A 21,818-nucleotide genomic window follows, 5' to 3' on the forward strand; every position below is an offset into this window, starting at 1 on the left:
CGCTCAGGCGGCCGGCAGGGTCGGCCGCACGCGGCGCAGGAACGCGGCGTTGTCCGGGGTCTCGCGCATCCGCTTGAGCAGGGTCTCCAGTGAGGATTCCCCCTGGGAGCGCAGGGCGCGGCGAAGTCCTCGCGTGACCGCCAGTTCGTCCGCGTCCAGCAGGAGTTCCTCGCGGCGGGTGCCGCTGCGGTCGATGTCGACGGCCGGGAAGACGTGACGGGCCGCCGCCTCCCGGTCCAGCCGGATCTCCATGTTGCCGGTGCCCTTCAGCTCCTCGAAGAAGAATCCGTCGGCGCGTGACCCGGTGTCCACGAGCGCGCTGGCGAGGATGGTCAGCGAACCGCCCTCCTCGGCCTGCCGGGCGGCGCCGAAGAACCGCTTGGGGCCGATGAGCGCGCCCGCGTCGACGCCTCCGCTCAGGGTCCGTCCGCCCGCTCCCGCCGCGTTGTTGTACGCCCGGCACAGGCGGGTCAGCGAGTCCAGCAGGATGACGACGTCCTCCCCGGCCTCCACCCGCCGCCTGGCCCGCTCCACGACGAGGTCGGCGAGGGCGATGTGGTCCTTCGCGGGCCGGTCGAAGGTGGAGGCGTACACCTCGCCGCGCACCGAGCGGCGCATGTCGGTGACCTCCTCCGGGCGTTCGTCCAGCAGCAGCACCATCAGGCGGCACTCGGGGTGGTTGCCCGCGACGGCCGCGGCGAGTTGCTGGAGCAGGACGGTCTTCCCGCTCTTCGGCGGGGCCACGATCAGCCCGCGCTGGCCCTTGCCGACGGGGGCGAGCAGATCGGTGAGGCGTCCGGCCGGGCCGGACGCGGGGTGTTCGAGGCGCAGGCGCCGGTGCGGGTGGAGAGGCGTCAGGTCGCGGAAGTCCCGGCGCTGCCCGGAGGGGTGGCGGCCGTCCACGCCGGCCACCTCGGTCAGGGTGCGCTGCGCTCCGACGGCGCCTTCGACGAGGTCGCCCTTGCGCAGTCCGTACCGGCGGATCAGCGCGGGCGGGACGCGCGGGTCGGCGGGGGAGGGCAGGAGGGTCGTGGCGGCCCGCAGGTGCCCCTTCCCGTGCGCGTCGACGTCCAGGACGCCGGTGACGGCGCGGGTCGCTTCCGCGGCCCGGGCGGGGGGTTCGAGGGTGGTGGTCATGGTCGGGGTGTCCTTTCCGGACGGAGAACGGCACAGGCCGAGGGGGAGGGGAGGGGTCGCGGATCGCGGAGGGGCGGACACGCCTGCCTCCGGGCGACGGGACGACACCGTGACCGGACAGGAAAAGCCCTGGTCAGGAGGTGCTACCGAGAAGAAGCCCGGCCTGGTCGACGACCAACGGCACAAGGGCTGGGAGAGGGATGCGGCACCGGCGCCGTAAAGAAGGGCGCGGACATGCCGCTCATCGCACTGTACCCGTGCGGAGGGTGGCGTCAAGGGGGACGCGGTACGAGAGCGGGCCCCGGCGGGCTGTGCCGGGGCCGTCAGGCGTCAGTCGCGCACACCCGCGACGAAGGCCGCCCAGGTCTTCTGGGCGAGGGCCAGCCGGGGGCCCTCGGTGTGCTTGGAGTCGCGGACGTGGACGGTGCTGGGGGTGACGGCGAGTTCCACGCAGGAGTTGCCGTCGGTTCCGCCGCTGTAGCTGCTCTTGAACCACACAAGCTCGGAGGTTTCTCCGGCCGTGGTCTTGCGGATCATGTCTCTCCCAGCAGTTGTTCGATGAAGGCCAGCGACTCCCGTGGCGAGAGCGCCTGAGCCCGGATCGTGCCATACCGCAGCTCAAGGACGCGTAGCTGTTTGGGGTCCAAGGTCGGCCGACCGTTGAACGCCCCATCGGAGCGGCCCATCGCGGTGCCGTCCGCGAACTTCAGCAGCTCGATCCTGCCGTCGAGACCGGGATGGGCCTCGGTGTTCGTCCGGATGACTTGGAGCGTGACGTTATGCAACTGTCCTACCTCCAGGAGGCGTTCGAGCTGCCGTCGCCATGCCATTGTGCCTCCGACTTGGCGACGCAGGGGAGCCTCTTCCAGCACGAAGTGAATCGGCGGTGCTGGGACGCGGTCGAACACCGACTGCCGGGCCAGCCGCGCAGCCACCATTCGCTCCACGTCGTCCGGTGAGTACGGCGGCTGTGCCGCCCCGATCAGCGCCCGTGCGTGCTCAGGCGTCTGCAGCAACCCGGCGATGATGTTGCACTCGTACACCCCGATCTCGACCGCCTGCGCCTCCAGCTTGCCCAGTTCGCGGACCTTCCTGGGATACCGGACCCTCTTCACGTCCTCCCACGCCGCCGCGATCAGACCACCCGCGTCCAGGACCTCGTCCGCCCTGTCCAGGAACTCCTGCCGGGGAATCCGCTTGCCCGCCTCCACCTTGTAGACCAGGTCCTCGCCGTACCCGATCCGCGTGCCGAACTCGGCGGCGCGGAGCCCGGCCGCCTCGCGGCGCAGCTTCAACTGGCGTCCCACCGTGGCGATCACGGCCGCGCCCCACTCGTCGTCCGGTTCCAGCTCCCAGCCGGGCTCCTCCGTCTCCGCCGCCGGTCGTGCCGACCCCGTCTCCACCGACATGCGCGCCCCTCCGGTCCGTCGTCCCGCCCGCACCCCCTGCCGGACAGCGTGGACACCCCCGGACAACGTGCCGACAGTGACCGTACGCAACGGTGCGATCACTCCTCACGGTAGGGCTCGGCGGACACTCTGGGTGATGTGAATCAGGAAAACGCCGGGGCCGCTGCCCAACTCGATGTCCGTGTGCACGACTTCAGTCTGCTGTTCTCCTCGACGCCGCGAGGTGCCCGGCTGGCCCGGCTGCTCGCGGCCGAACAGCTCCGGAGCTGGGGGCTGCCGTGGGAGGAGGCGGGGCAGATCGTCGCCGAGCTGGCGGCCAACGCGATCACCCACGGCCGCCTGCCGGGGCGGAGTTTCCGGCTGGGGCTGTACGCCGGGCGGGACACCCTCCGTATCGAGGTGACGGACACGCGCGGTGACCGGCGTCCGGTGTGCCGTGCCCCGGAGGAGGACGCCGAGAGCGGCCGGGGTCTGCTTCTGGTGGACGCGCTGGCCGACCGCTGGGGGGTCGCGGAGGACCGGTTCCCGCGCAAGATCGTCTGGGCCGAACTGGGGCTGCCGGGACCGGAACCCGTGGCGGCGTGTTCCGGTGCCGGGCGCGATCAGTAAGACCCGGAAGACCTGGGGGAAAGCACCCCCACCAAGCCCCACCCCTCCCGCCCGTGGCGGCCCGTGGAGCCTCGCTCACTCGGGCGGGTGAACATCGCCTACTCGACTGGCAATTGCCACCCCTGAGGGCTCTACGCTCGGCCCGACAACCGCAGACATACGTCGGCCCCCGCCGGGAGTGGCTTCCCAGTGCGAGGGCCTGACCACCGAGGAAGTTAGGCCCTTCCTGATGGATACCCAGCACCCTAGCGCGCCCTCGCGCGCACGGTCCCGCGATGCGGGCAACGGCCACCCGAACCGGGGTGGCCTCGTCCACGACAACTCCCGCCACACCAGCCGCTTCACGGTGATCGGCAACCACCTGGCCCAGCACGCGGACCTCTCCCTGCTGGCGATCGGACTCGGGACGCACATCCAGTCGCTGCCGCCCGGCGCCCACATCGCCATCAAGAGCCTGGCCGCGAGGTTCCCGGAAGGGGCCACCCGGATCGCCGCCGCCCTGCGCGAGCTGGAGCGGCACGGCTACCTGCGGCGCGTGCGCGAACGTGTCCCCGGCGGCCGCATCATCACGCGGACGATCTCCTGCAACCAGCCCGGCGCCCCGCGCGGCCAGGAGAGGGAGCACCGGGCGCGCACGGCCCCCGCCCCCGCCCGGCGCAAGGCGCTGCCCGCCGTGCCGGTCCCCGTCACCTCCGCCCTCCTCCAGCCGGCCACCGACCTCCTGGCGGGCCTGCGCCGCCACGACAGCCGCCTGCTGCTCTCCACCGACGACACCTCCCACCTGGCCCCCGGCGCGGCGGCCTGGCTGGAGCGCGACATCACCCCGGCGGCCCTGCGCGCAGCCCTCACCGAAGGTCTCCCCGAGGGCCCCCTGCACCGCCCCGCCGCACTGCTCGCCCACCGCCTGACCGCGCTGCTCCCACCCCCGCCCCCTTTCTCCCCGCCCGCCCCGCAACCCGCCGTACGCCACCCCCTCCAGAACTGCGGCGGCTGCGACCGGGGCTTCCGGGCCCCCGAACCGGGCCTGTGCCGCGACTGCCGGGAAAGCTCCGCGGGCTCCGGCCTCGTACGCTGGGGCCCATGACGGAACTGCCCTCCCGGCGTCTGCTGCTGGTGCACGCGCACCCGGACGACGAGTCGATCAACAACGGCGCGACCATGGCCAAGTACGTGGCCGAGGGGGCGCACGTGACCCTGGTGACCTGCACGCTCGGGGAGCGGGGGGAGGTCATCCCGCCCGAGCTGGCGCACCTCGAAGGGGCCGCGCTCGGGGCGTACCGGAAGGGCGAGCTGGACGCCGCGCTCGGCGAGCTGGGCGTCACGGACGTGCGGCTGCTCGGCGGCGCGGGGCGGTACGGGGACTCCGGGATGATGGGACTGCCGGACAACGACGACCCCGCCTGCTTCTGGCAGGCCGACCTCGACGAGGCCGCCGGGGCGCTCGCGGACGTGCTGCTGGAGGTCCGGCCGCAGGTCGTCGTCGCCTACGACGACAACGGCGGGTACGGCCACCCCGACCACATCCAGGCCCACCGCGTCGCCATGCGCGCCGTCGAGCTGGCCGCCGCACGCGGCCACCGGGTGGCCAAGGTCTACTGGAACCGCATGCCCCGCTCGGTCGTCGAGGACGCTTTCGCGCGCCTCGCCGACGACCTGCCCGGGCTGCCGTTCGGCAAGGCCGCCGACATCGCCGACCTGCCCGGCGTGGTCCCCGACGAGCGCGTCACCACCGCCGTCGACGGCAGCGCGCACGCCGCCGCCAAGGCCGCCGCGATGCGCGCCCACGCCACCCAGATCACCGTCGCGGGCGAGTACTTCGCGCTCTCCAACGACCTGGCCCAGCCGCTGTTCACCACCGAGTACTACGAGCTGGTCCAGGGCCACGCCGAGCCCGGCGAGAGCGACCTGTTCGCCGGAGTGGAGGTGGCGTCATGAGCGACGCCGGACGCGGGTCGATGCTCGCCCAGCCGCTGCAACGCCCCTCCTTCGGCCGGATGGCCGCGCTGCTCGGGCTGTGCCTGCTCGGCGCGGTCGTCGGCGTCGCCGGGGCACTGCTCCAGGCCGCCTGGTTCCCGCTCGGCCTGCTGCTCGCCCTCGCGGGCGCGGCCGGGGTCTTCCTCGGCGGGGGCTACCTGCTGCGCGGACGGTCCGGGGCGGTCGCGCCGGTGCTCGGCTGGATCATCGTCGTCATCCTGCTCACCGCCAGCCGCCCGGAGGGCGACTTCATGTTCGGCGCGGGCGGCGGCTCGTACGTCTTCCTGCTCGGAGGCATGGCACTCGCTGTGATCTGCGCCACCTTGGCCCCCGGACGGCAACCCGGCGGGCCCTCCGATCGACTTGGCAAGTGACGTACCACTTCGCGTGGCCCTCGTGCGGGTCCGGTGCGGATTTCCCCGGCGGTCGTGGGATTCCCGCCAGAGGTGGCCAGTATGGTGGTGCGCGCCGCCGAGATGCCCGCTGAGGTCGTGACGGGCGGCGGAGCCAACCGGGAGAACCTGCCTTGAGTCGTGAAACTGACACTCCGTCCTCCGGGCCCAACGGGCGCGGCGGAGCCGCATACCCCTCCGGCACACCGCCGTACGGGACCCCCATGGCTTCCGGCGACGGGACCGGCGCGGGAAGTCCGGACGCGCGTCCCGAGGACCGCAAGACCGAGACCACGCTGACCACGCGCATCCGGATCAACATCCCCGGATCGCGGCCCATTCCGCCGGTCGTCGTGCGCAAGACCGTCGACGGCGCCGCGGGAAGCGAGACCGGCGGCGACGAACCGCGCGCCGACGCGCGGCCCGAGCCCGCCGCCCCGCCCGTCGCCAAGCCGGCCCCCGAGGCCGCGCCGCAGGCGGAGGAGAAGACCAGCGACTGGTTCAACCCCCGCAAGTCCGGCGGCCCCAAGGGCGGTTCGGGCGGCGGCGGTACCAACGGCGCCGGAATGCCTGGCGGTTCGGCCGCCGGAGCGGGCGCTCCGCGCCCCTCCGCCCCGGCCCTCGGCCCCGGCACCGGAGCCCCCGCCCCGCGCCCCTCCGCCCCCGCGCCGGGCACCCCCGCGCCCGGCGGACCCCGCCCCGGCGGCACCAACGGCGCCGGCATGTCCGGTGCCACGGGCGGCCCGGTCGCGCCGGGCCACGGCGGTGGCACCGGCTCCTTCGACGTGACCGAGGCGCTGGCCTCGGGTCCGCGCGGCGGCGCCCGCGCCGGTGACGCCACCCGCGACGACCTGCCGTTCTTCTCCGACAACGGCGGCGCCCCGGCCGGTGGCCCCGGCGCGCCCGGCGCCAACGGCCGCGGCGGCCCCGGCGGCCCGAACGGCATGGGCGGCCCCGGTGGTCCGGGCGCACCCGGTCCCCAGGGCCCGGCGGGCCCGACCGGCGGCCCGGTCACCGGCGACGGCCCGCTGCCCACCCGCCCGGTCCCGGGCAACGCACCTGGCGCCCCCGGTGCCCCCGGCATGCGGGGCATGGAGCCCGGCGAGCCCTTCGACGGCCCGCCCGCGTTCCGCGCCCCCGGCGGCGGTGCGCCCAAGAGCGCGCAGGGCGCGGGCCCCGGCCCGCACGGCGCTCCGCGGCCCGGCGGCACCCCGGGTGAGGACACCGCGATCCTCACCCCGCAGCCGCTGGCCGCCGCCCCCGGTGGTCCCGGCGGTCCCGGCCGCGGGCCGCAGGGCGTCTCCGGACACACCGTCACCAGCGGCATCCCCGTCTTCCCCGGCGACGAGGCCGACCCGTTCGGCCCCACCCCGGGCGCCGACCCCGCCGCGTACACCGCGCCCAAGCCGGCCGCCCCGCAGGCGAAGGCCGCTCCGGCGCCGAAGAAGAAGGGCCGCAGCAAGCTCATGCTGCTGGTCGCCGGTGTGGTCGTCGTCGTGGGCGGTGCCTACGGCGCCGGACTGCTGATGAACCGCACCGACGTGCCCAAGGGCACCACCGTGCTCGGTCTGGACATCGGCGGCGGCACCCGCGACGACGCCGTCAAGAAGCTCGACGACACCTTCCGCGGCCGGGTGAACAAGCCGCTCCAGCTGTCCGTGGGCGGCTCCGCCGTCGCCCTCACCCCGGACAAGGCGGGCCTCCAGTTCGACTACGCGGCCACGGTCGCCGAGGCCGCCAAGAGCGACTACAACCCGGTCTCCGTGATCGGCTCCCTCTTCGGCCAGAAGCGGGTCGTCCAGCCGGTCACCCCGGTGGACGAGGAGAAGCTCCAGGTCGCGTTGCAGCAGGCGGGCGGCGGCTCGGGCTCGGTCGTCGAGGGCGGCATCACCTTCAAGTCCGGCAAGGCCGTCGCGGTCTACGGCAAGCCGGGCAAGGCCGTCGACGCGGCCGCCTCCGGCAAGGCGGTCGAGCAGGCCTACCGCACCCTGATCGAGACCGGCACCGCGGCCCCGGTCAGCGTCCCCTCCACCACCAAGCAGCCGACGGTGCCCGACGCCGAGGTGAACCGGATGATGAAGGCGTTCGCGGAGCCCGCGATGTCGAACATCGTGACGGTGCAGGTCGACACGGCGCACAGCATCAACTTCGGCCCCAAGTCGCTGCCGAAGATCCTCGGGTTCAAGGCGGTGGGCGGCAAGCTCACCGACACCTACGACCTGGAAGCGCTCAAGGCGGCCTACGGCACCACCTTCGACGGGGTGCAGGTCGAGAGCGCGACCGGCAAGCGCGGCATCCTCCCCCAGGACGTCGTCGCCGCCCTGCGCAAGGCCCTGGTCGGCAAGACCCCGGCCCAGCGCATCGGCACCATCGACACCAAGCCCAACTAGCAGGGCGCGGTACGGCGGGGGCATCCGGAGGCGTTCCGGGTGCCCCCGCCGTCGTATGACATCTGTCATCCGGCACCCAGGACCGAAGGCACTGCCGTCCGGTGGCCCGGGGCGGACAGCATGGACGGCATGACGACGACAGCGGTACCGACCGCCACCGCCGCGCCGGTGGTGGCCGGGTTCGACCAGGTGAGCAAGGTGTACGGGGAGGTGCGCGCGGTCGACGGGCTGTCGCTCGCGCTGCGGCCGGGGGAGACCGTCGCCCTGCTCGGCCCCAACGGCGCGGGCAAGTCCACGACGCTCGATCTGCTGCTCGGCCTCAAGCAGGCCGACACCGGGCAGGTCACCGTGTTCGGGACCAGTCCGCGCGAGGCCATCGTCGCCGGGCGGGTCGGGGCGATGCTGCAGAGCGGCGGGCTGATGGAGGACGTGACCGTCGCCGAACTGGTCGGCCTCGCCCGCTCGTTGCACCCCCGCCCGCACCCCGCCTCCGAGGTGCTCGCGCGCGCCGGCATCACGCAGATCGCCGACCGCAAGGTCAACAAGCTCTCCGGCGGCCAGGCCCAGCGCGTCCGCTTCGCCCTGGCCACGGCCGGGGACAGCGACCTGATCGTGCTGGACGAGCCCACCACCGGCATGGACGTCTCCGCCCGGCACGCGTTCTGGGCCACCATGCGCGACCAGGCCGACCAGGGCCGTACGGTCCTCTTCGCCACCCACTACCTCGAAGAGGCCGACGCCATCGCCGACCGCGTGCTGGTGCTGCACCGGGGCCGGCTCCTGGCCGACGGCACCGCCGCCGAGATCAAGGCCCGCGCGGGCGCCCGCCGGGTCTCCTTCGACCTCACCGGCACCATCGACGAGACCGCGCTCGCCGCCCTGCCCGCGCTCACCTCGTTCGACGTGTCCGGACAGACCGTCCGCATCCAGTCCGCCGACGCCGACGCCACCGTGCACGCCGTGTACGGGCTCGGCCTCTACCCCCGCAACCTGGAAGTCGCCGGCCTCGGCCTGGAGCAGGCTTTCGTCGCCATCACCGAGGCCGAGGAGGCCAAGCGCGCATGACCGGCATCCTCGCCTCACGGGCCCTGATCAAGCTGGAACTCGCCCGCGCCCTGCGCAACCGCAAGTTCCTGTTCTTCTCCGTGCTCTACCCCTCGATCATCTTCCTGATCTTCGCGGGGAGTTCGGGCACCGGCGAGAAGGTGGACGGCACCGGCCTGACCGTCGCCACCTACCTCATGGTCTCCATGGCCTCCTTCGGCGCCCTGACCGCCGTGCTGATGGGCAACAGCGAGCGCATCGCCAAGGAGCGCGAGAGCGGCTGGGTGCGCCAGCTCCGGCTGACCCCGCTGCCCGGCCACGGCTACGTCCTCGCCAAGACGGCCAGCGCGGCCGTGGTGAGCCTGCCGTCCATCGTGATGGTGTTCATCGTCGCCGCCGTCGTGAAGGACGTGACGCTCGACGCCTGGCAGTGGCTAGCCCTCACCGGCGTCATCTGGGCCGGCAGCCTCGTCTTCGCCGCGCTCGGCGTCGCCATCGGCTACCTCGCCTCCGGGGACGCGGTACGCCCCATCACGATGATCGTCTACTTCGCGCTCTCCCTCCTCGGCGGCCTGTGGATGCCCTCGGCCGGCTTCCCCCGGTGGCTCCAGAACATCGCCGAGTGGCTGCCGACGTACGCGTACGCTGCCCTGGGACGCGCGGTCGAACAGAGCCAGGCCCCGCACGCGCGGGACGTCGCCGTCCTCGCCGTGTACTTCGTCCTCTTCGCGGGCGGCGCGGCCTGGCTGTACCGGAAGGACACGCTGAAGGCGTGAACGCGATGACCGAGGACCCGTACGCCGGGCCCGCGTCGGACACCCCCGTGGGGCGTACGCCGCGAGGCCGGCGGGAGCTGTGGGTGAAGCTGCTGTGGATCGGCGTCTGGCTGGTCTTCCTCAGCTCGCCCGTCCACGACCTGGTGAGCGGCGGCCACGGCACGGCCGCCACCTGGGCCGGAGCGGCCGGACTCGCCGCGTTCGTCGCGGTCTACCTGGCGCTGGTCTTCCGGAACATGGGCAGGTCCTTCTCCGGCCCGGCCGTCGTCCTGCTCCTGCTGGTCCTCGGCGTCCTCGCCCCGCTCCTCGCCTACACCCTCGGCAGCGCCTGGCTCGGCCTTTTCGTCTACCTCTCGGTGGCCTGCGGGGCGACCCTGCCCACCCCGGCCACCTACTGGGCGATCCCGGCCTCGGCGGCCCTGATGTACCTGGTCGGACTGCACTCCGGCCAGGAGGAGGCGCGCAACCTCCTGCTGCTGGTGGTGCTGATCGGCTTCGCCATGACCGGCGTACGGCAGCTGATCCGCACCACCGTCGAGCTGCGCAAGGCGCGGGCCACGGTGGCGCAGCTCGCCGCCAACGAGGAGCGGCTGCGGCTCGCCCGCGACCTGCACGACCTGCTGGGACACTCGCTGTCCCTGATCACGCTCAAGAGCGAACTGGCCGGACGCATGCTCCCCGGCCGCCCGGACCAGGCGGCCCAGCAGGTCGCCGACATCGAGCGGGTCAGCCGGCAGGCCCTGGTCGACGTCCGCGAGGCCGTCACCGGCTACCGGCGGCCCCGGCTCGCCGCCGAGCTAGCGGGCGCGCAGGTCGCGCTGACGGCGGCCGGAGTCGTCGCCGAGATCCCCGGCGAGCCCGACCTCGCCGGACTTCCCGAGGAGGCGGAGGCCGCCCTCGCCTGGACCCTGCGCGAGGCGGTCACCAACGTCGTCCGGCACAGCGGGGCCGAGCGGTGCGCGGTGGAACTGCTGCACCGGCACACCCTGGACGGGCCGGTGCTGGAACTCTCCGTCGAGGACAACGGCTCCGGCGGCCCGGGGAAGGGGCCGGGCAACGGCCTGACCGGCCTCACCGAACGGCTCCAGAAGACCGGCGGCACGCTGGAGGCGGGCCGGTCCGCCAAGGGTTTCCGGCTGGTCGCCCGCGTCCCGTCGGCCGCCGTCGCGGACGTAGTATCCGGGTCATGACGAGCACGATCAAGGTCCTCCTGGCCGAGGACCAGTCGATGGTCCGCGAGGCGCTCGCCGCCCTGCTCGGGCTGGAGGACGACATCGAGGTCGTCGCGCAGGTCGCGCGCGGTGACGAGGTCCTGGCCGCCGTCGCCGAGCACGGGGTCGACGTGGCCCTGCTGGACATCGAGATGCCCGGCTGCACCGGGATCGAGGCCGCCGCTCAGGTCCACCGGGCGCACCCCGGCGTGAAGCTCGTCGTCCTCACCACCTTCGGCCGCCCCGGCTACCTCCGCAGCGCCATGGAGGCGGGCGCCGACGCCTTCCTCGTCAAGGACGCCCCCGCCGCCCAACTCGCCGCCGCCGTACGCACGGTGCTCGCCGGGGAACGCGTCATCGACCCCACCCTGGCCGCCGCCGCCCTCGCCGACGGCGCCAACCCGCTCACCGACCGCGAGCGCGAGATCCTGCGCGCCGCGGCCGACGGCTCCACCAACGCCGAGCTGGCCCGGGCCCTCCACCTCTCCCAGGGCACGGTCCGCAACTACCTCTCGACCGCGATCCAGAAACTGGCGGTGCGCAACAGGGCGGAGGCCGTGCGGATCGCCCGGGAGAAGGGCTGGCTCTGACCCCCGTCAGTTGAGCAGCGCCGTCAGTTGAGCAGCGCCGTCAGTTGAGCAGCGCCGTCAGTTGAGCAGCGCCCGCGCCGCGTGGGCCTGGGCGCGGGCCTTCTCCTCGGCCGTCGGATCGACCACCGAGACCAGCTCCGCGTACGCCTCCAGCTCCGCCGCGCCCTCGGTGAACTCCCCGCGCTGGACCAGCAGACGGGCGCGTTCGTAGCGCAGGCGGGCCGGGCGGGACGGCAGCAGCATCGCCAGCTCCACGGCCCACAGGGCCACGTCGGAGCGCTCCGGGCGGGAGGTGGCCCAGGCGCGGATGTTGTTCAGGACGCGCTGCACGACCTGGAGCGGGGCCGCCGGGACCAGCATCGAGGGTTCCAGCGGCGCGCCCGTCGCCCCGGCCACCAGCAGCTCGGTGTCCACACCGCTGAGCACCCGGCCCCCGTCGAAGGGGTCCGCGAGGACCCGGTCGCCGGCCGTGCCGAACCCGACCACGAAATGCCCCGGCAGCGCCACCCCGTACACCGGGGCGCCCGCCCGCCGCGCCACCTCCATCCACACCACCGACAGCAGGATCGGCAGCCCGCGCCGCCGCCGCAGCACCGAGTGCAGCAGCGAGGACTCCAGCCGCTCGTACTCCCCGGCGCTCCCGCGGAAACCGCCCGTGCCGCCCAGCAGCCGGCCCACCGCCCGGGCCCAGGCCAGCGGCTCGCCCGGCCGGTACGGCAGCCGGCCCGCCAGCTCGTCCAGCTCGATCTGGACCGCGTCCATCCCGGCCTCGTCCAGCGTGCCGTCCGCCTCCGCGCCGATCAGCAGGCACAGCGCGGACAGGTCGGGCCACTGCGACCGCGCCTCCTCCGTGAACCGCCGCCGCAGCTCGGCCGACCGCTCGGCCCCGGGCGGGTACGGGGGCGGGAAAGCGGGGCGGCGGGGTTCCTGGGCGTCCACGGCGGGCCCCTACGGCCGCCCGGAGCCGGCCGCGTCCGGCTCCCGGTAGTGGTGGTAGGCGTGGTGCCGGGCGAAGCCCAGCCCGTCGTACAGGCGCCGCGCGCCCTCGTTGTCCTCCTCGACCTGGAGCCACGCCGCCGAGGCGCCCTCCTCCAGCGCCCGCCGCGCCAGCGCCGCCATCACCTCGGTGGCCAGCCCCTGCCGCCGCCGCGCCGGATCGACCTCCACCGCGGCGAAACCGGCCCAGCGGCCGTCCACCACGCACCGCCCGATCGCCGCGGGCGGCTCACCGTCCGCGCCGGGCACGCGGGCGAACCACACCGACCGCCCGCCGCCGAGCACCCGCAGGGCCACCTCACTCACTCCCTCGCGCCCGTACCGCGCGAGCCACGCCTCGTCCGCCTCGCGGGAGAGCAGCACACCCGAGCCCGCGGCCCGGTCCGCGACCGGGGCCGTCTCCCCGGTCCACAGCTCCGCCGTGACCTCCCGCGTCCAGCCCCGCCGCTCCAGCTCCGCCGACAGCAGCTCCTGCGTGCCCTCGGCACCGGTGGCGGTCTGGACATAGGCGGGCAGTCCGCGCTCGCCGTACCAGCGTCTTACGGAAGAGAGGGCCGCGTCGAGCGGAAGCCCCGGCTCGCCGAGCGGCAGCACGCTGTTCGCGCGCCGGGTGAAGCCGCCGGCCGCCCGCAGCTCCCACTCGCCGAGCGGCTCGCTCTCCACCGGCGGCCACGCACGCGCCGCCGTCCGCGCCAGCTCCCCGTACCCCGCCGCCGGACCCCGGCGACGCGCCGGGGCGGCCGGCACGACCTTGCCCGCCACCAGTGACGACGCCTCGGCCCTGACCACCCGGCCGTCCCGCCGTGTGATCATGAGCACGCCGTCGTCGTCCCAGGATGTGAGAACACCTACCGTGTCGGTGAACTTCTCGCCCGCCGCACCCGATCCCGTCAACTGCCGTACGGATACCCTTTTGCCCACGTCTGCTGGGGTGATGAGGACCTTGAGCAGTCCTGTCACCGAGATTTCCACGGGTCGCTCCACCCCTCCTGTTCGGATCACGCTCCGGAACGGAGATACTAGGGGCGGGCATCGACGACGCCGCGCTCCCGCGCGCCAGGCGGCGGAGCCTGAGGAGGCCCGCCAGCGCCCTATCGAGGAGGAACGACAGCGTGACCTACGTCATCGCGCAGCCTTGTGTCGACGTCAAGGACAAGGCGTGCATCGAGGAGTGCCCGGTCGACTGCATCTACGAGGGCCAGCGGTCCTTGTACATCCACCCGGACGAATGCGTCGACTGTGGTGCCTGTGAGCCGGTCTGCCCGGTCGAGGCGATCTTCTACGAGGACGACACTCCGGAGGAGTGGAAGGACTACTACAAGGCGAACGTCGAGTTCTTCGACGAGCTGGGTTCTCCCGGCGGCGCCAGCAAGCTGGGGCTCATCGAGCGCGACCACCCCTTCATCGCCGCGCTCCCGCCGCAGGGCGAGTGACCCGTTCGCCGGGCCGGCGGCCCGCATGAGCGTGCCGCCTCGGTCCCGTACGGCCCGGTCGACCCCGACCGCGGCGGTACGGGACCGAGGCGTTTGCCGTACCTAGGAAAGAGAGCAGTCCCGTGTCCGCAGTCTCCGACCGGCTCCCCGCCTTCCCCTGGGACAAGCTGGAGCCCTACAAGAAGACCGCCGCCGCGCACCCCCGCGGGATCGTCGACCTGTCCGTGGGCACCCCGGTCGACCCGGTGCCCGAGCTGATCCAGAAGGCCCTGGCCGGCGCCGCCGACTCGCCGGGCTATCCGACGGTCTGGGGCACGCCCGAGCTGCGCGACGCGATCACCGGCTGGCTGGAGCGCCGCCTCGGCGCCCGCGACGTCACCCACCGGCACGTCCTGCCGGTCGTCGGCTCCAAGGAACTGGTCGCCTGGCTGCCGACCCAGCTCGGCCTCGGCCCCGGCGACGAGGTCGCCTACCCGCGCCTGGCCTACCCGACCTACGAGGTCGGCGCCCGCCTCGCCCGCGCCGGACACGTGGTCTACGACGACCCGCGCGAACTGGACCCGGCCAACCTGAAGCTGCTCTGGCTCAACTCGCCGTCCAACCCGACCGGCAAGGTCCTCTCCAAGGAGGAACTGACCGGCATCGTGGCCTGGGCCCGCGAGCACGGCGTGCTGATCGTCTCCGACGAGTGCTACCTGGAGCTCGGCTGGGAGGCCGACCCCGTCTCGGTGCTGAACCCGGACGTCAACGGCGGCTCCTACGACGGCATCGTGGCCGTCCACTCCCTCTCCAAGCGGTCCAACCTGGCCGGATACCGCGCGGCCTTCCTCGCGGGCGACCCGGCGGTGCTGATGCCGCTGCTGGAGATCCGCAAGCACGGCGGCATGATGACCTCCGCGCCGACCCAGGCGGCCGTGGTCGCCGCCCTCGGCGACGACGAGCACGTACGCCTCCAGCGCGAGCGCTACGCCGCCCGCCGCGACCGCCTGCGCGCCGCCCTGGTGGCCCACGGCTTCCGCATCGAGCACAGCGAGGCCAGCCTCTACCTGTGGTCCACGCGGGGCGAGTCCTGCTGGGACACCGTCGCCCACCTGGCCGGCCTCGGCATCCTGGTCGCCCCCGGCGACTTCTACGGCGAGGCGGGCGCGGAGTTCGTCCGCGTCGCGCTGACGGCGACGGACGAGCGGATCGACGAAGCGGTGGCACGGCTGACCGCGTAGGCACACGGCGAAGGGGGGTCCGGGCAGACGCCCAGGACCCCCCTTCGCCACGCGGTGACTAGCCGAGCGGCAGCCCCTTCAGCGGGAGGCCGCCGAGCATGTTCCCCGCCGCCTTGCCGGCCGCGGGCGCCGGGACGGCCTTCTTCACGGCCTTGCTGTCCGCCAGCCCGCCCACGGCCTTGTCCACGTGCCCGCCGTCCAGCTTGGTCAGACCACCGAGGTCCGGCACGGCGGGCTGGTTGGTGGCCGCACCGGCGGTGCCGGCGGCGCCGACCCCGGCGGCCGCACCGGCGGCGACGAGCAGCGCGGCCTGGGTGATCCGGCGAGTCAGGGGGAGGGACATGATGCTCCATTCGACAGGAGAGAACGGTGTGGTGTCCGAGCCCGGACGCAGTGACTACCGCTCGAACCCGCCGAAGGTTGCGGACGCCGAAGGTAAAGACTGGATAACGCATCGCATTATCAGGTGTGGATAAAAACGGGCAAAGCCTGTCCCGGAGCCGCCCCGCAGAATCCTTACACCCCTTGAGGCGCAAGGGATCGGGGCCCTGCTCCCCGGCCCGCCCCCGCACACGCCCCCCGACCGCCCCCGCAACCCGTACGAGGGTGTCCCCGCACAAGCGTCCGCGGCCCTTTCAGGACCCCGCGACGATCCGGACGGACGCCAGCGACGACTCCGCGCCGGCCGCTCCCGACGACGAGGTCCGCACCGCGTGCCAGTCCCCGCCGCCGTTGGACGCCGTCCACTCGCGCCCCTCGTACGACACCCGGGCGATGTGCAGCGCCGAGGAGTTGGCCACCGCCCACTGGGCCAGCTGCCACCCCCGCTCCCGCTCGGTGCGCCCGTGGACGTCCGTCCGCGTGCCGTGCGGCACCGGGACCGTCACCGTCCGCCCCCGCGCCGTGGCGGTCACGCTCGGCGAGGGAGAGGGCGAGGGGACCGCCGTGCCGCCCACCTCCGCCCCGGTCTCCTGGAGCGCGTCCCGCCCGAAGTCCCGTACCAGCGCCGCCCGTACCGCGTCCGGGCCGGCCGCCTCGGCCGTGCGCGCGGTGCGGCCGTCACAGGTCAGGGTGGCCGCCGAACGGCCCGTGAGAGCGGCGGCCAGCAGCGTGGCGTCCGGCTCGTGCTTGGCGTACGCCTCCGGGAAGCCGCTGCGCTGCACCTTCTGCGCCGCCACGGTGAGCGGGAGTCCGGTGTACCCCGGCACCCGGGCCAGATGCGCGTAGAAGATGCCCGCCGAGTACGCCGGGTCCATGATCTGCCGCTCGGTGCCCCAGCCCTGCGAGGGCCGCTGCTGGAACAGGCCCAGCGAATCCCGGTCCCCGTGCGTGATGTTGCGCAGCCCCGACTCCTGCAGGGCGGTGGCGAGCGCGATGGTCACCGCCCGCTGGGGCATGCCGCGCCCGGTGCCGACGGCGGCGATGGTGGCCGCGTTCACGGCCTGCTCCGGCGTGAAGGCGTACGACGTGGCGTCGCCCTTCACGGAGACCACCGTGCAGCCGCGCGCCGCGCCGCCTCCGGTCACGTACTGGACCACGAGGTAGGCGCCGACACCGGCGAGGACGAGCAGGGCCGCACCGATCCGGAACACACGGCCGCGACGCTTGGGGCGAGAAGGGGACGGCTCTGACACGCGTACAAGGTACTGGAGCGCGCGACCAGCCTCGCCGCGGGCCCGCACCCGGTGGTGCGGCGGGGGCCGGGGCGGCGGGCGTTAGGGTCACCAGCATGGCCGACACCACCCTTGACCTCACGCTGGACGCCGCCGAACTGACCGCCCGGCTCGTGGACATCCCGTCGGAGAGCGGCACCGAGCAGCCCCTCGCGGACGCGATCGAGACCGCCCTGCGCGCTTTGCCCCACCTCACGGTGGAGCGTTTCGGCAACAACGTGATCGCCCGCACCGCTCTGGGCCGCGCGGAACGCGTCATCCTCGCCGGGCACATCGACACCGTCCCGATCGCGGAGAACGTCCCCTCACGGCTCGACGCGGACGGCGTCCTGTGGGGCTGCGGCACCTGCGACATGAAGTCCGGCGTCGCGGTCCAGCTGCGCATCGCGGCCACCGTCCCCGAACCCAACCGCGACCTCACCTTCGTCTTTTACGACAACGAGGAGGTCGCCGCCGAACTCAACGGCCTCAAGCACCTCGCCGAGGCCCGCCCCGAACTGCTCCACGGCGACTTCGCGGTCCTGCTGGAGCCCTCCGACGGCGAGGTCGAGGGCGGCTGCCAGGGCACCCTGCGGGTGCTGCTGCGGACCAAGGGCGAGCGGGCCCACTCCGCGCGCGGCTGGATGGGCTCCAACGCCATCCACGCGGCCGCCCCGATCCTCGCCCGCCTCGCCTCCTACGAACCCCGGTGGCCGGTGATCGACGGTCTTGAGTACCGCGAGGGCCTCAACGCGGTCCGCGTCGGCGGGGGAGTGGCCGGGAACGTCATCCCGGACGAGTGCGTGGTCACGGTCAACTTCCGGTACGCCCCCGACCGCACCGAGGAGGAGGCGATCGCGCACGTGCGCGAGGTGTTCGCGGACTGCGGCGTCGAGGAGTTCGTGATCGACGACCACAGCGGCGCCGCCCTGCCCGGCCTGTCCCACCCCGCCGCCGCGGCCTTCATCGAGGCGGTCGGCGGCACGCCCCGCCCCAAGTACGGCTGGACGGACGTCTCCCGCTTCGCCTCCCTCGGCATCCCGGCGGTCAACTACGGCCCCGGCAACCCTCACCTGGCGCACAAGCGGGACGAGCGCGTGGAGACGGCGAAGATCCTCGCGGGCGAGGAGCGGCTGCGCGCCTGGCTCACCGCGTGACGCCCGCACCACGCGGCGCCGCGTTCCGGACATGCTCACGTCCCCCCTCCGTAACGGATGCGGATCTAGGCTGAGGGCGAACTACCGGCAAGCGGAGGGAGCGCACATGGCTACCGGAAACCCCGAGGGGAAGAAGCGCCCACCGGACGAGCAGCGTCTCGGCCCGGTGCTCCGGCGGCGGGGCCAGGTCCAGGCCAGCACCACGGACCAGCGGCTGCTGGACGAGCGCGCCCCCACCGACTGGGTGCACACCGACCCCTGGCGGGTGCTGCGCATCCAGTCGGAGTTCATCGAGGGCTTCGGCACCCTCGCCGAACTCCCGCCCGCGATCAGCGTGTTCGGCTCGGCCCGGACCCCGGTCGACTCGCCCGAGTACGACGCGGGCGTGCGGCTCGGGCGCGGTCTGGTCGAGGCCGGCTGGGCCGTGATCACCGGCGGCGGCCCCGGCGCCATGGAGGCGGCCAACAAGGGCGCGCTGGAGGCCGGCGGCATCTCGGTCGGCCTCGGCATCGAGCTGCCCTTCGAGCAGGGGCTGAACCCGTACGTCGACATCGGACTCAACTTCCGGTACTTCTTCGTCCGCAAGATGATGTTCGTGAAGTACGCGCAGGGCTTCGTCGTGCTGCCCGGCGGGCTCGGCACGCTGGACGAGCTGTTCGAGGCGCTCACCCTGGTGCAGACCCAGAAGGTCACCCGCTTCCCGATCGTGCTGTTCGGCAGCGAGTACTGGGGCGGACTCGTGGACTGGCTGCGCAGCACGCTGGTCGCGCAGGGGAAGGCGGCGGAGAAGGACCTGATGCTGTTCCACGTGACCGACGACGTGGACGAGGCGGTCGCCCTGGTCTCCAAGGAAGCCGCCCGGTAGTACCTCGTTCCCCTTACGGGGCGGCCACTGGGGGCCGTCCCGTAAGGGGAACCCCTGTCAGGCGAGACCCCTGCGGGCCGTCGCCGGAGGCCGGTGGCCCGCGATGGACGCCACCATGTCCAGCACCTGCCGGGTCTCGGCCACCTCGTGCACCCGGTACACCTGCGCCCCGAGCCACGCCGACACCGCCGTGGTGGCCAGTGTGCCGATCAGCCGCTCCTTCACCGGCCGGTCCAGCGTCTCCCCGACGAAGTCCTTGTTGGACAGCGACACCAGCACCGGCCAGCCCGTCGCCACCATCTCGTCCAGCCGCCGCGTCGCCTCCAGGCTGTGCCGGGTGTTCTTGTTGAAGTCGTGCCCCGGGTCGATCAGCACCGACTCGCGCGGCACCCCGAGCGCCACCGCCCGCTCGGCCAGGCCCACGGTGACGTCCAGGATGTCGGCCATCACGTCGTCGTACGCCACCCGGTGCGGACGCGTACGGGGCTCGGCGCGCCCGGCGTGCGTGCACACCAGGCCCGCCCCGTAGCGCGCGGCGACCTCCGCGAGGCCGGGGTCCACGCCGCCCCACGCGTCGTTCAGCAGGTCGGCGCCCGCCTCGCACACCGCCGCGCCGACCTCGGCCCGCCAGGTGTCCACGCTGATGATCACGTCGGGGAAGCTGCGGCGGACCTCCGCCACGAAGCCGACCGTGCGCCGGGCCTCCTCCTCGGCGGTGACCTCCTCGCCCGGCCCGGCCTTCACCCCGCCGATGTCGACGATGGCCGCGCCCTCGGCCACGGCGCGCTCCACGCGCGCGAGGGCGGCGTCGTCGGCGAACGTCGCCCCCCGGTCGTAGAAGGAGTCCGGGGTCCGGTTCACGATCGCCATGATCACCGGTTCACGCGCCCCGAATTCCCGCTTGCCCAGCCTGAGCATCCCCTGTGACCTCTCCTCGTACCTCGGACGTCCCGGCCGCCTGCGGCCCGGACTGTCAGCCTCGCATGGCACGATCGGACCCAGACACATCCGGCTTCCGGACGCGAGGTCCGACAAGACCCGGCGTCCGGCACATCGAGCTTGGGGAACCCTGGCGATGCTGATGTTCTTGTTCCTGGTCCTCGCGCTGGCCGTCGTGGTCGGCGCGGTGACACTCGCCGTGGTGGGCGGCGGAGAGAGCGCCCCGCTCCAGGACGCCGCGCCCGAGCGGCTCCAGGACCCGCTGCCCGCGGACCGCCCGCTCGGCGGCGCCGACGTGGAGAGCCTGCGCTTCCCCCTCGCCCCGCGCGGGTACCGCATGGCCGACGTCGACGACGCGCTGAGCCGCCTGGCCGCCGAACTCGGCGAGCGGGACGCGCGGATCGCGGACCTCCAGGCCGCGCTCGCCGGCGCCCGCGCCACCCACCCCCGGCCGGACGAGCCCGGACCGGAGGACGGCCGATGAGCACCGGGGACGCCGTCGCCGGGGCCGACGGCGCGCTGCGCTGCCCCTGGGCACTGTCCACCGAGGACTACGTCGCCTACCACGACGACGAGTGGGGCCGCCCGGTGCACGGGGACGACGCCCTCTTCGAACGGCTCAGCCTGGAGGCGTTCCAGTCCGGCCTGTCCTGGATCACGATCCTGCGCCGCCGCCCCACCTTCCGTACCGCGTTCGCCGGCTTCCGGATCGAGAAGGTCGCCGCCTTCACCGGCGAGGACCGCGAGCGCCTCCTCGCCGATCCGGGCATCATCCGCAACCGCGCCAAGGTCGACGCCACGCTCGCCAACGCGCGCGAGCTGGCCGGCTGGTCCGAGGGCGACCTCGACGAGCTGATCTGGTCGCACGCCCCCGACGCCGCCGCCCGCGCGGTCCCTAAGGTGCTCGCCGACGTGCCCGCCGTGACCCCGGAGTCCACCGCCCTGTCCAAGGCACTGAAGAAGCGGGGCCTGAGGTTCGTCGGCCCGACCACGGCGTACGCGCTGATGCAGGCGTGCGGGCTGGTCGACGACCACCTCGCGGCCTGCGTCAGCCGGGGCGCCGCCGCGCGCGACGGCGCCCCGTGACTCAGCGGCCCAGGTACTTGGGCTTCTCCTTGTTCACGAACGCCTGCACCGCGATGGTGTGGTCCTCGGAGGCACCCGCGCGGGTCTGGAGCTCGTCCTCCTTCTCCAGCGCCTCGTCGAGCGAGTGGGTCAGCCCGTAGGCCACGGCCTCCTTGATCGCCGCGAGCGCCACGGTCGGGCCCTCCGCCAGCGCCCGCGCCACCTTCTCGGCCTCGGCGCGCAGCTCGGCGGCCGGGACGACCCGGTTGGCGATGCCCAGGTCCAGCGCCTCCTGGGCGCCGATGCTGCGCGGGAAGAGCAGCAGGTCGGTGGCGCGGCTCGTGCCGATCACGCGGGGCAGCGTCCAGGACAGGCCGGAGTCGGCGCTGAGCGCCACGCCCGCGAACGAGGTGTTGAAGGCGGCCGTGTCCGCGACCAGCCGGTAGTCGGCGAGGAGCGCGAAGCCGAAGCCCGCACCGGCCGCCACGCCGTTGACGGCGGCGATCACCGGCTTCTTCGCCCCGGCCAGCGCCCGCGCGATCGGGTTGTAGTGCTCCTTGACGGTGCTCATCGTCTTCCCGCCGCCCTCGCCCTGCCTGTCGGCGGCGAGCAGCCCGATGTGCTCCTTGAGGTCCTGGCCCACGCAGAACGCCCGCTCACCCGCCGCGGTCAGCAGGATCGCCCGCACCGCGTCGTCCGCCACCGCGGCCTCGACGGCCTCGCGCAGCGCGTTCTTGGTGGCGATGTTCAGCGCGTTCATCGCCTCCGGGCGGTTCAGGGTGATCGTGGCGAGCCCGTCGTTCACCTCGTGGAGCACGGTGTCGGCCATGGCGCGTCCCCTCCGTTCGCGGCTGATGACGTACCGGTCGGTACGTCGTTGTCCGTGCACAGCATGGCGGAGATCCCGGCCCGGCAGTCGCACCGGACGTGTGACCTGCGTCTAACAAAAGCGACACGGA

Annotated in this window: 23 protein-coding genes and 1 pseudogene; 15 read left to right on the forward strand and 9 right to left on the reverse strand. The window is 73.7% G+C overall.

Annotated features, from left to right (window positions below; all coding sequences use genetic code 11):
* Positions 1 to 3: 3 nt before the first annotated feature.
* The 3 genes from rho to ABZ898_RS00670 form a co-directional block, all read right to left on the reverse strand.
* Positions 4 to 1,137 carry a transcription termination factor Rho gene (gene rho / locus ABZ898_RS00660; RefSeq protein ID WP_361651366.1) on the reverse strand — a complete coding sequence of 378 codons (1,134 nt, stop codon included), beginning with the start codon at positions 1,135 to 1,137 and terminating at the stop codon, positions 4 to 6.
* Between the two features lie 330 nt (positions 1,138 to 1,467).
* Positions 1,468 to 1,674: a DUF397 domain-containing protein gene (locus tag ABZ898_RS00665; protein WP_361651368.1), complete on the reverse strand. Its 207-nt coding sequence runs from the start codon at positions 1,672 to 1,674 to the stop codon at positions 1,468 to 1,470.
* Entirely contained in the window at positions 1,671 to 2,546 is an 876-nt protein-coding gene (locus tag ABZ898_RS00670; RefSeq protein ID WP_361651370.1) for a helix-turn-helix transcriptional regulator, read from the reverse strand. The genes ABZ898_RS00665 and ABZ898_RS00670 overlap by 4 nt, the downstream gene beginning before the upstream one ends.
* A gap of 183 nt (positions 2,547 to 2,729) precedes the next feature.
* On the opposite strand from ABZ898_RS00670, the gene ABZ898_RS00675 reads away from it, so the two are divergent.
* From ABZ898_RS00675 to ABZ898_RS00715, 9 genes are all read left to right on the forward strand, one after another.
* A complete protein-coding gene (locus ABZ898_RS00675) occupies positions 2,730 to 3,155 on the forward strand; it encodes an ATP-binding protein (protein ID WP_361651372.1) in 426 nt (141 codons plus the stop codon).
* A gap of 229 nt (positions 3,156 to 3,384) precedes the next feature.
* Complete coding sequence (locus ABZ898_RS00680; RefSeq protein WP_361651374.1) at positions 3,385 to 4,239, forward strand: helix-turn-helix domain-containing protein; 855 nt, start codon at positions 3,385 to 3,387, stop codon at positions 4,237 to 4,239.
* Entirely contained in the window at positions 4,236 to 5,090 is an 855-nt protein-coding gene (gene mshB / locus ABZ898_RS00685) for an N-acetyl-1-D-myo-inositol-2-amino-2-deoxy-alpha-D-glucopyranoside deacetylase (protein WP_361651375.1), read from the forward strand. Before ABZ898_RS00680 ends, mshB begins: the two co-directional genes overlap by 4 nt.
* Entirely contained in the window at positions 5,087 to 5,503 is a 417-nt protein-coding gene (locus ABZ898_RS00690) for a DUF6113 family protein (protein WP_361651377.1), read from the forward strand. Before mshB ends, ABZ898_RS00690 begins: the two co-directional genes overlap by 4 nt.
* Before the next feature lie 152 nt (positions 5,504 to 5,655).
* Positions 5,656 to 7,911, forward strand: a complete 2,256-nt coding sequence (locus tag ABZ898_RS00695) for a hypothetical protein (protein ID WP_361651379.1) — start codon at positions 5,656 to 5,658, stop codon at positions 7,909 to 7,911.
* 129 nt (positions 7,912 to 8,040) lie between these two features.
* Positions 8,041 to 8,976 (forward strand): ABC transporter ATP-binding protein, encoded by a 936-nt coding sequence (locus ABZ898_RS00700; RefSeq protein WP_361651380.1) that lies wholly within the window; start codon positions 8,041 to 8,043, stop codon positions 8,974 to 8,976.
* On the forward strand, positions 8,973 to 9,731 hold the full coding sequence (locus ABZ898_RS00705; protein WP_361651382.1) for an ABC transporter permease: 759 nt from the start codon (positions 8,973 to 8,975) through the stop codon (positions 9,729 to 9,731). The genes ABZ898_RS00700 and ABZ898_RS00705 overlap by 4 nt, the downstream gene beginning before the upstream one ends.
* Positions 9,732 to 9,736: 5 nt before the next feature.
* Positions 9,737 to 10,921, forward strand: a complete 1,185-nt coding sequence (locus tag ABZ898_RS00710) for a histidine kinase (protein WP_361652247.1) — start codon at positions 9,737 to 9,739, stop codon at positions 10,919 to 10,921.
* Positions 10,918 to 11,532: a response regulator transcription factor gene (locus tag ABZ898_RS00715; RefSeq protein ID WP_361651384.1), complete on the forward strand. Its 615-nt coding sequence runs from the start codon at positions 10,918 to 10,920 to the stop codon at positions 11,530 to 11,532. The genes ABZ898_RS00710 and ABZ898_RS00715 overlap by 4 nt, the downstream gene beginning before the upstream one ends.
* 57 nt (positions 11,533 to 11,589) lie before the next feature.
* On the opposite strand, the gene ABZ898_RS00720 is transcribed toward ABZ898_RS00715, so the two are convergent.
* Together ABZ898_RS00720 and ABZ898_RS00725 are read right to left on the reverse strand one after the other, a co-directional pair.
* Positions 11,590 to 12,471 carry a transglutaminase-like domain-containing protein gene (locus tag ABZ898_RS00720; protein ID WP_361651385.1) on the reverse strand — a complete coding sequence of 294 codons (882 nt, stop codon included), beginning with the start codon at positions 12,469 to 12,471 and terminating at the stop codon, positions 11,590 to 11,592.
* 9 nt (positions 12,472 to 12,480) lie between these two features.
* Entirely contained in the window at positions 12,481 to 13,500 is a 1,020-nt protein-coding gene (locus tag ABZ898_RS00725; protein WP_361651386.1) for a GNAT family N-acetyltransferase, read from the reverse strand.
* A gap of 140 nt (positions 13,501 to 13,640) precedes the next feature.
* On the opposite strand from ABZ898_RS00725, the gene fdxA reads away from it, so the two are divergent.
* Both fdxA and ABZ898_RS00735 read left to right on the forward strand, forming a co-directional pair.
* A complete protein-coding gene (gene fdxA / locus ABZ898_RS00730; RefSeq protein WP_018561461.1) occupies positions 13,641 to 13,961 on the forward strand; it encodes a ferredoxin in 321 nt (106 codons plus the stop codon).
* A gap of 122 nt (positions 13,962 to 14,083) precedes the next feature.
* A complete protein-coding gene (locus tag ABZ898_RS00735) occupies positions 14,084 to 15,181 on the forward strand; it encodes a bifunctional succinyldiaminopimelate transaminase/glutamate-prephenate aminotransferase (RefSeq protein WP_361651387.1) in 1,098 nt (365 codons plus the stop codon).
* Between the two features lie 184 nt (positions 15,182 to 15,365).
* On the opposite strand, the pseudogene ABZ898_RS00740 reads toward ABZ898_RS00735, so the two are convergent.
* Positions 15,366 to 15,524, reverse strand: a pseudogene (locus tag ABZ898_RS00740) (ATP-binding protein); the annotation flags it as partial.
* A gap of 292 nt (positions 15,525 to 15,816) precedes the next feature.
* Entirely contained in the window at positions 15,817 to 16,815 is a 999-nt protein-coding gene (locus tag ABZ898_RS00745) for a heavy metal transporter (protein WP_361651389.1), read from the reverse strand.
* 95 nt (positions 16,816 to 16,910) lie between these two features.
* Here ABZ898_RS00745 and dapE point away from each other — a divergent pair, with 95 nt between their 5' ends.
* The gene (gene dapE / locus ABZ898_RS00750; protein ID WP_361651390.1) at positions 16,911 to 17,990 is read left to right on the forward strand and encodes a succinyl-diaminopimelate desuccinylase; all 1,080 of its coding nucleotides are present in this window, start codon (positions 16,911 to 16,913) and stop codon (positions 17,988 to 17,990) included.
* A gap of 106 nt (positions 17,991 to 18,096) precedes the next feature.
* On the forward strand, positions 18,097 to 18,855 hold the full coding sequence (locus ABZ898_RS00755; protein WP_361651392.1) for a TIGR00730 family Rossman fold protein: 759 nt from the start codon (positions 18,097 to 18,099) through the stop codon (positions 18,853 to 18,855).
* Positions 18,856 to 18,912: 57 nt separating this feature from the next.
* On the opposite strand, the gene folP is transcribed toward ABZ898_RS00755, so the two are convergent.
* A complete protein-coding gene (gene folP, locus ABZ898_RS00760) occupies positions 18,913 to 19,773 on the reverse strand; it encodes a dihydropteroate synthase (RefSeq protein ID WP_361651394.1) in 861 nt (286 codons plus the stop codon).
* Between the two features lie 157 nt (positions 19,774 to 19,930).
* Here folP and ABZ898_RS00765 point away from each other — a divergent pair, with 157 nt between their 5' ends.
* On the forward strand, positions 19,931 to 20,278 hold the full coding sequence (locus ABZ898_RS00765) for a DivIVA domain-containing protein (protein ID WP_361651395.1): 348 nt from the start codon (positions 19,931 to 19,933) through the stop codon (positions 20,276 to 20,278).
* Positions 20,275 to 20,880, forward strand: coding sequence for a DNA-3-methyladenine glycosylase I (locus ABZ898_RS00770; RefSeq protein ID WP_361651397.1), 606 nt, complete (start codon positions 20,275 to 20,277; stop codon positions 20,878 to 20,880). Before ABZ898_RS00765 ends, ABZ898_RS00770 begins: the two co-directional genes overlap by 4 nt.
* 1 nt (position 20,881) lies before the next feature.
* Here the strand turns inward: ABZ898_RS00770 and ABZ898_RS00775 are convergent, their stop codons facing one another.
* Complete coding sequence (locus ABZ898_RS00775) at positions 20,882 to 21,688, reverse strand: enoyl-CoA hydratase-related protein (protein WP_361651399.1); 807 nt, start codon at positions 21,686 to 21,688, stop codon at positions 20,882 to 20,884.
* Between the last annotated feature and the right edge of the window lie 130 nt (positions 21,689 to 21,818).

Source organism: Streptomyces sp. NPDC046860 (assembly GCF_040645115.1).
GTDB lineage: Bacteria > Actinomycetota > Actinomycetes > Streptomycetales > Streptomycetaceae > Streptomyces.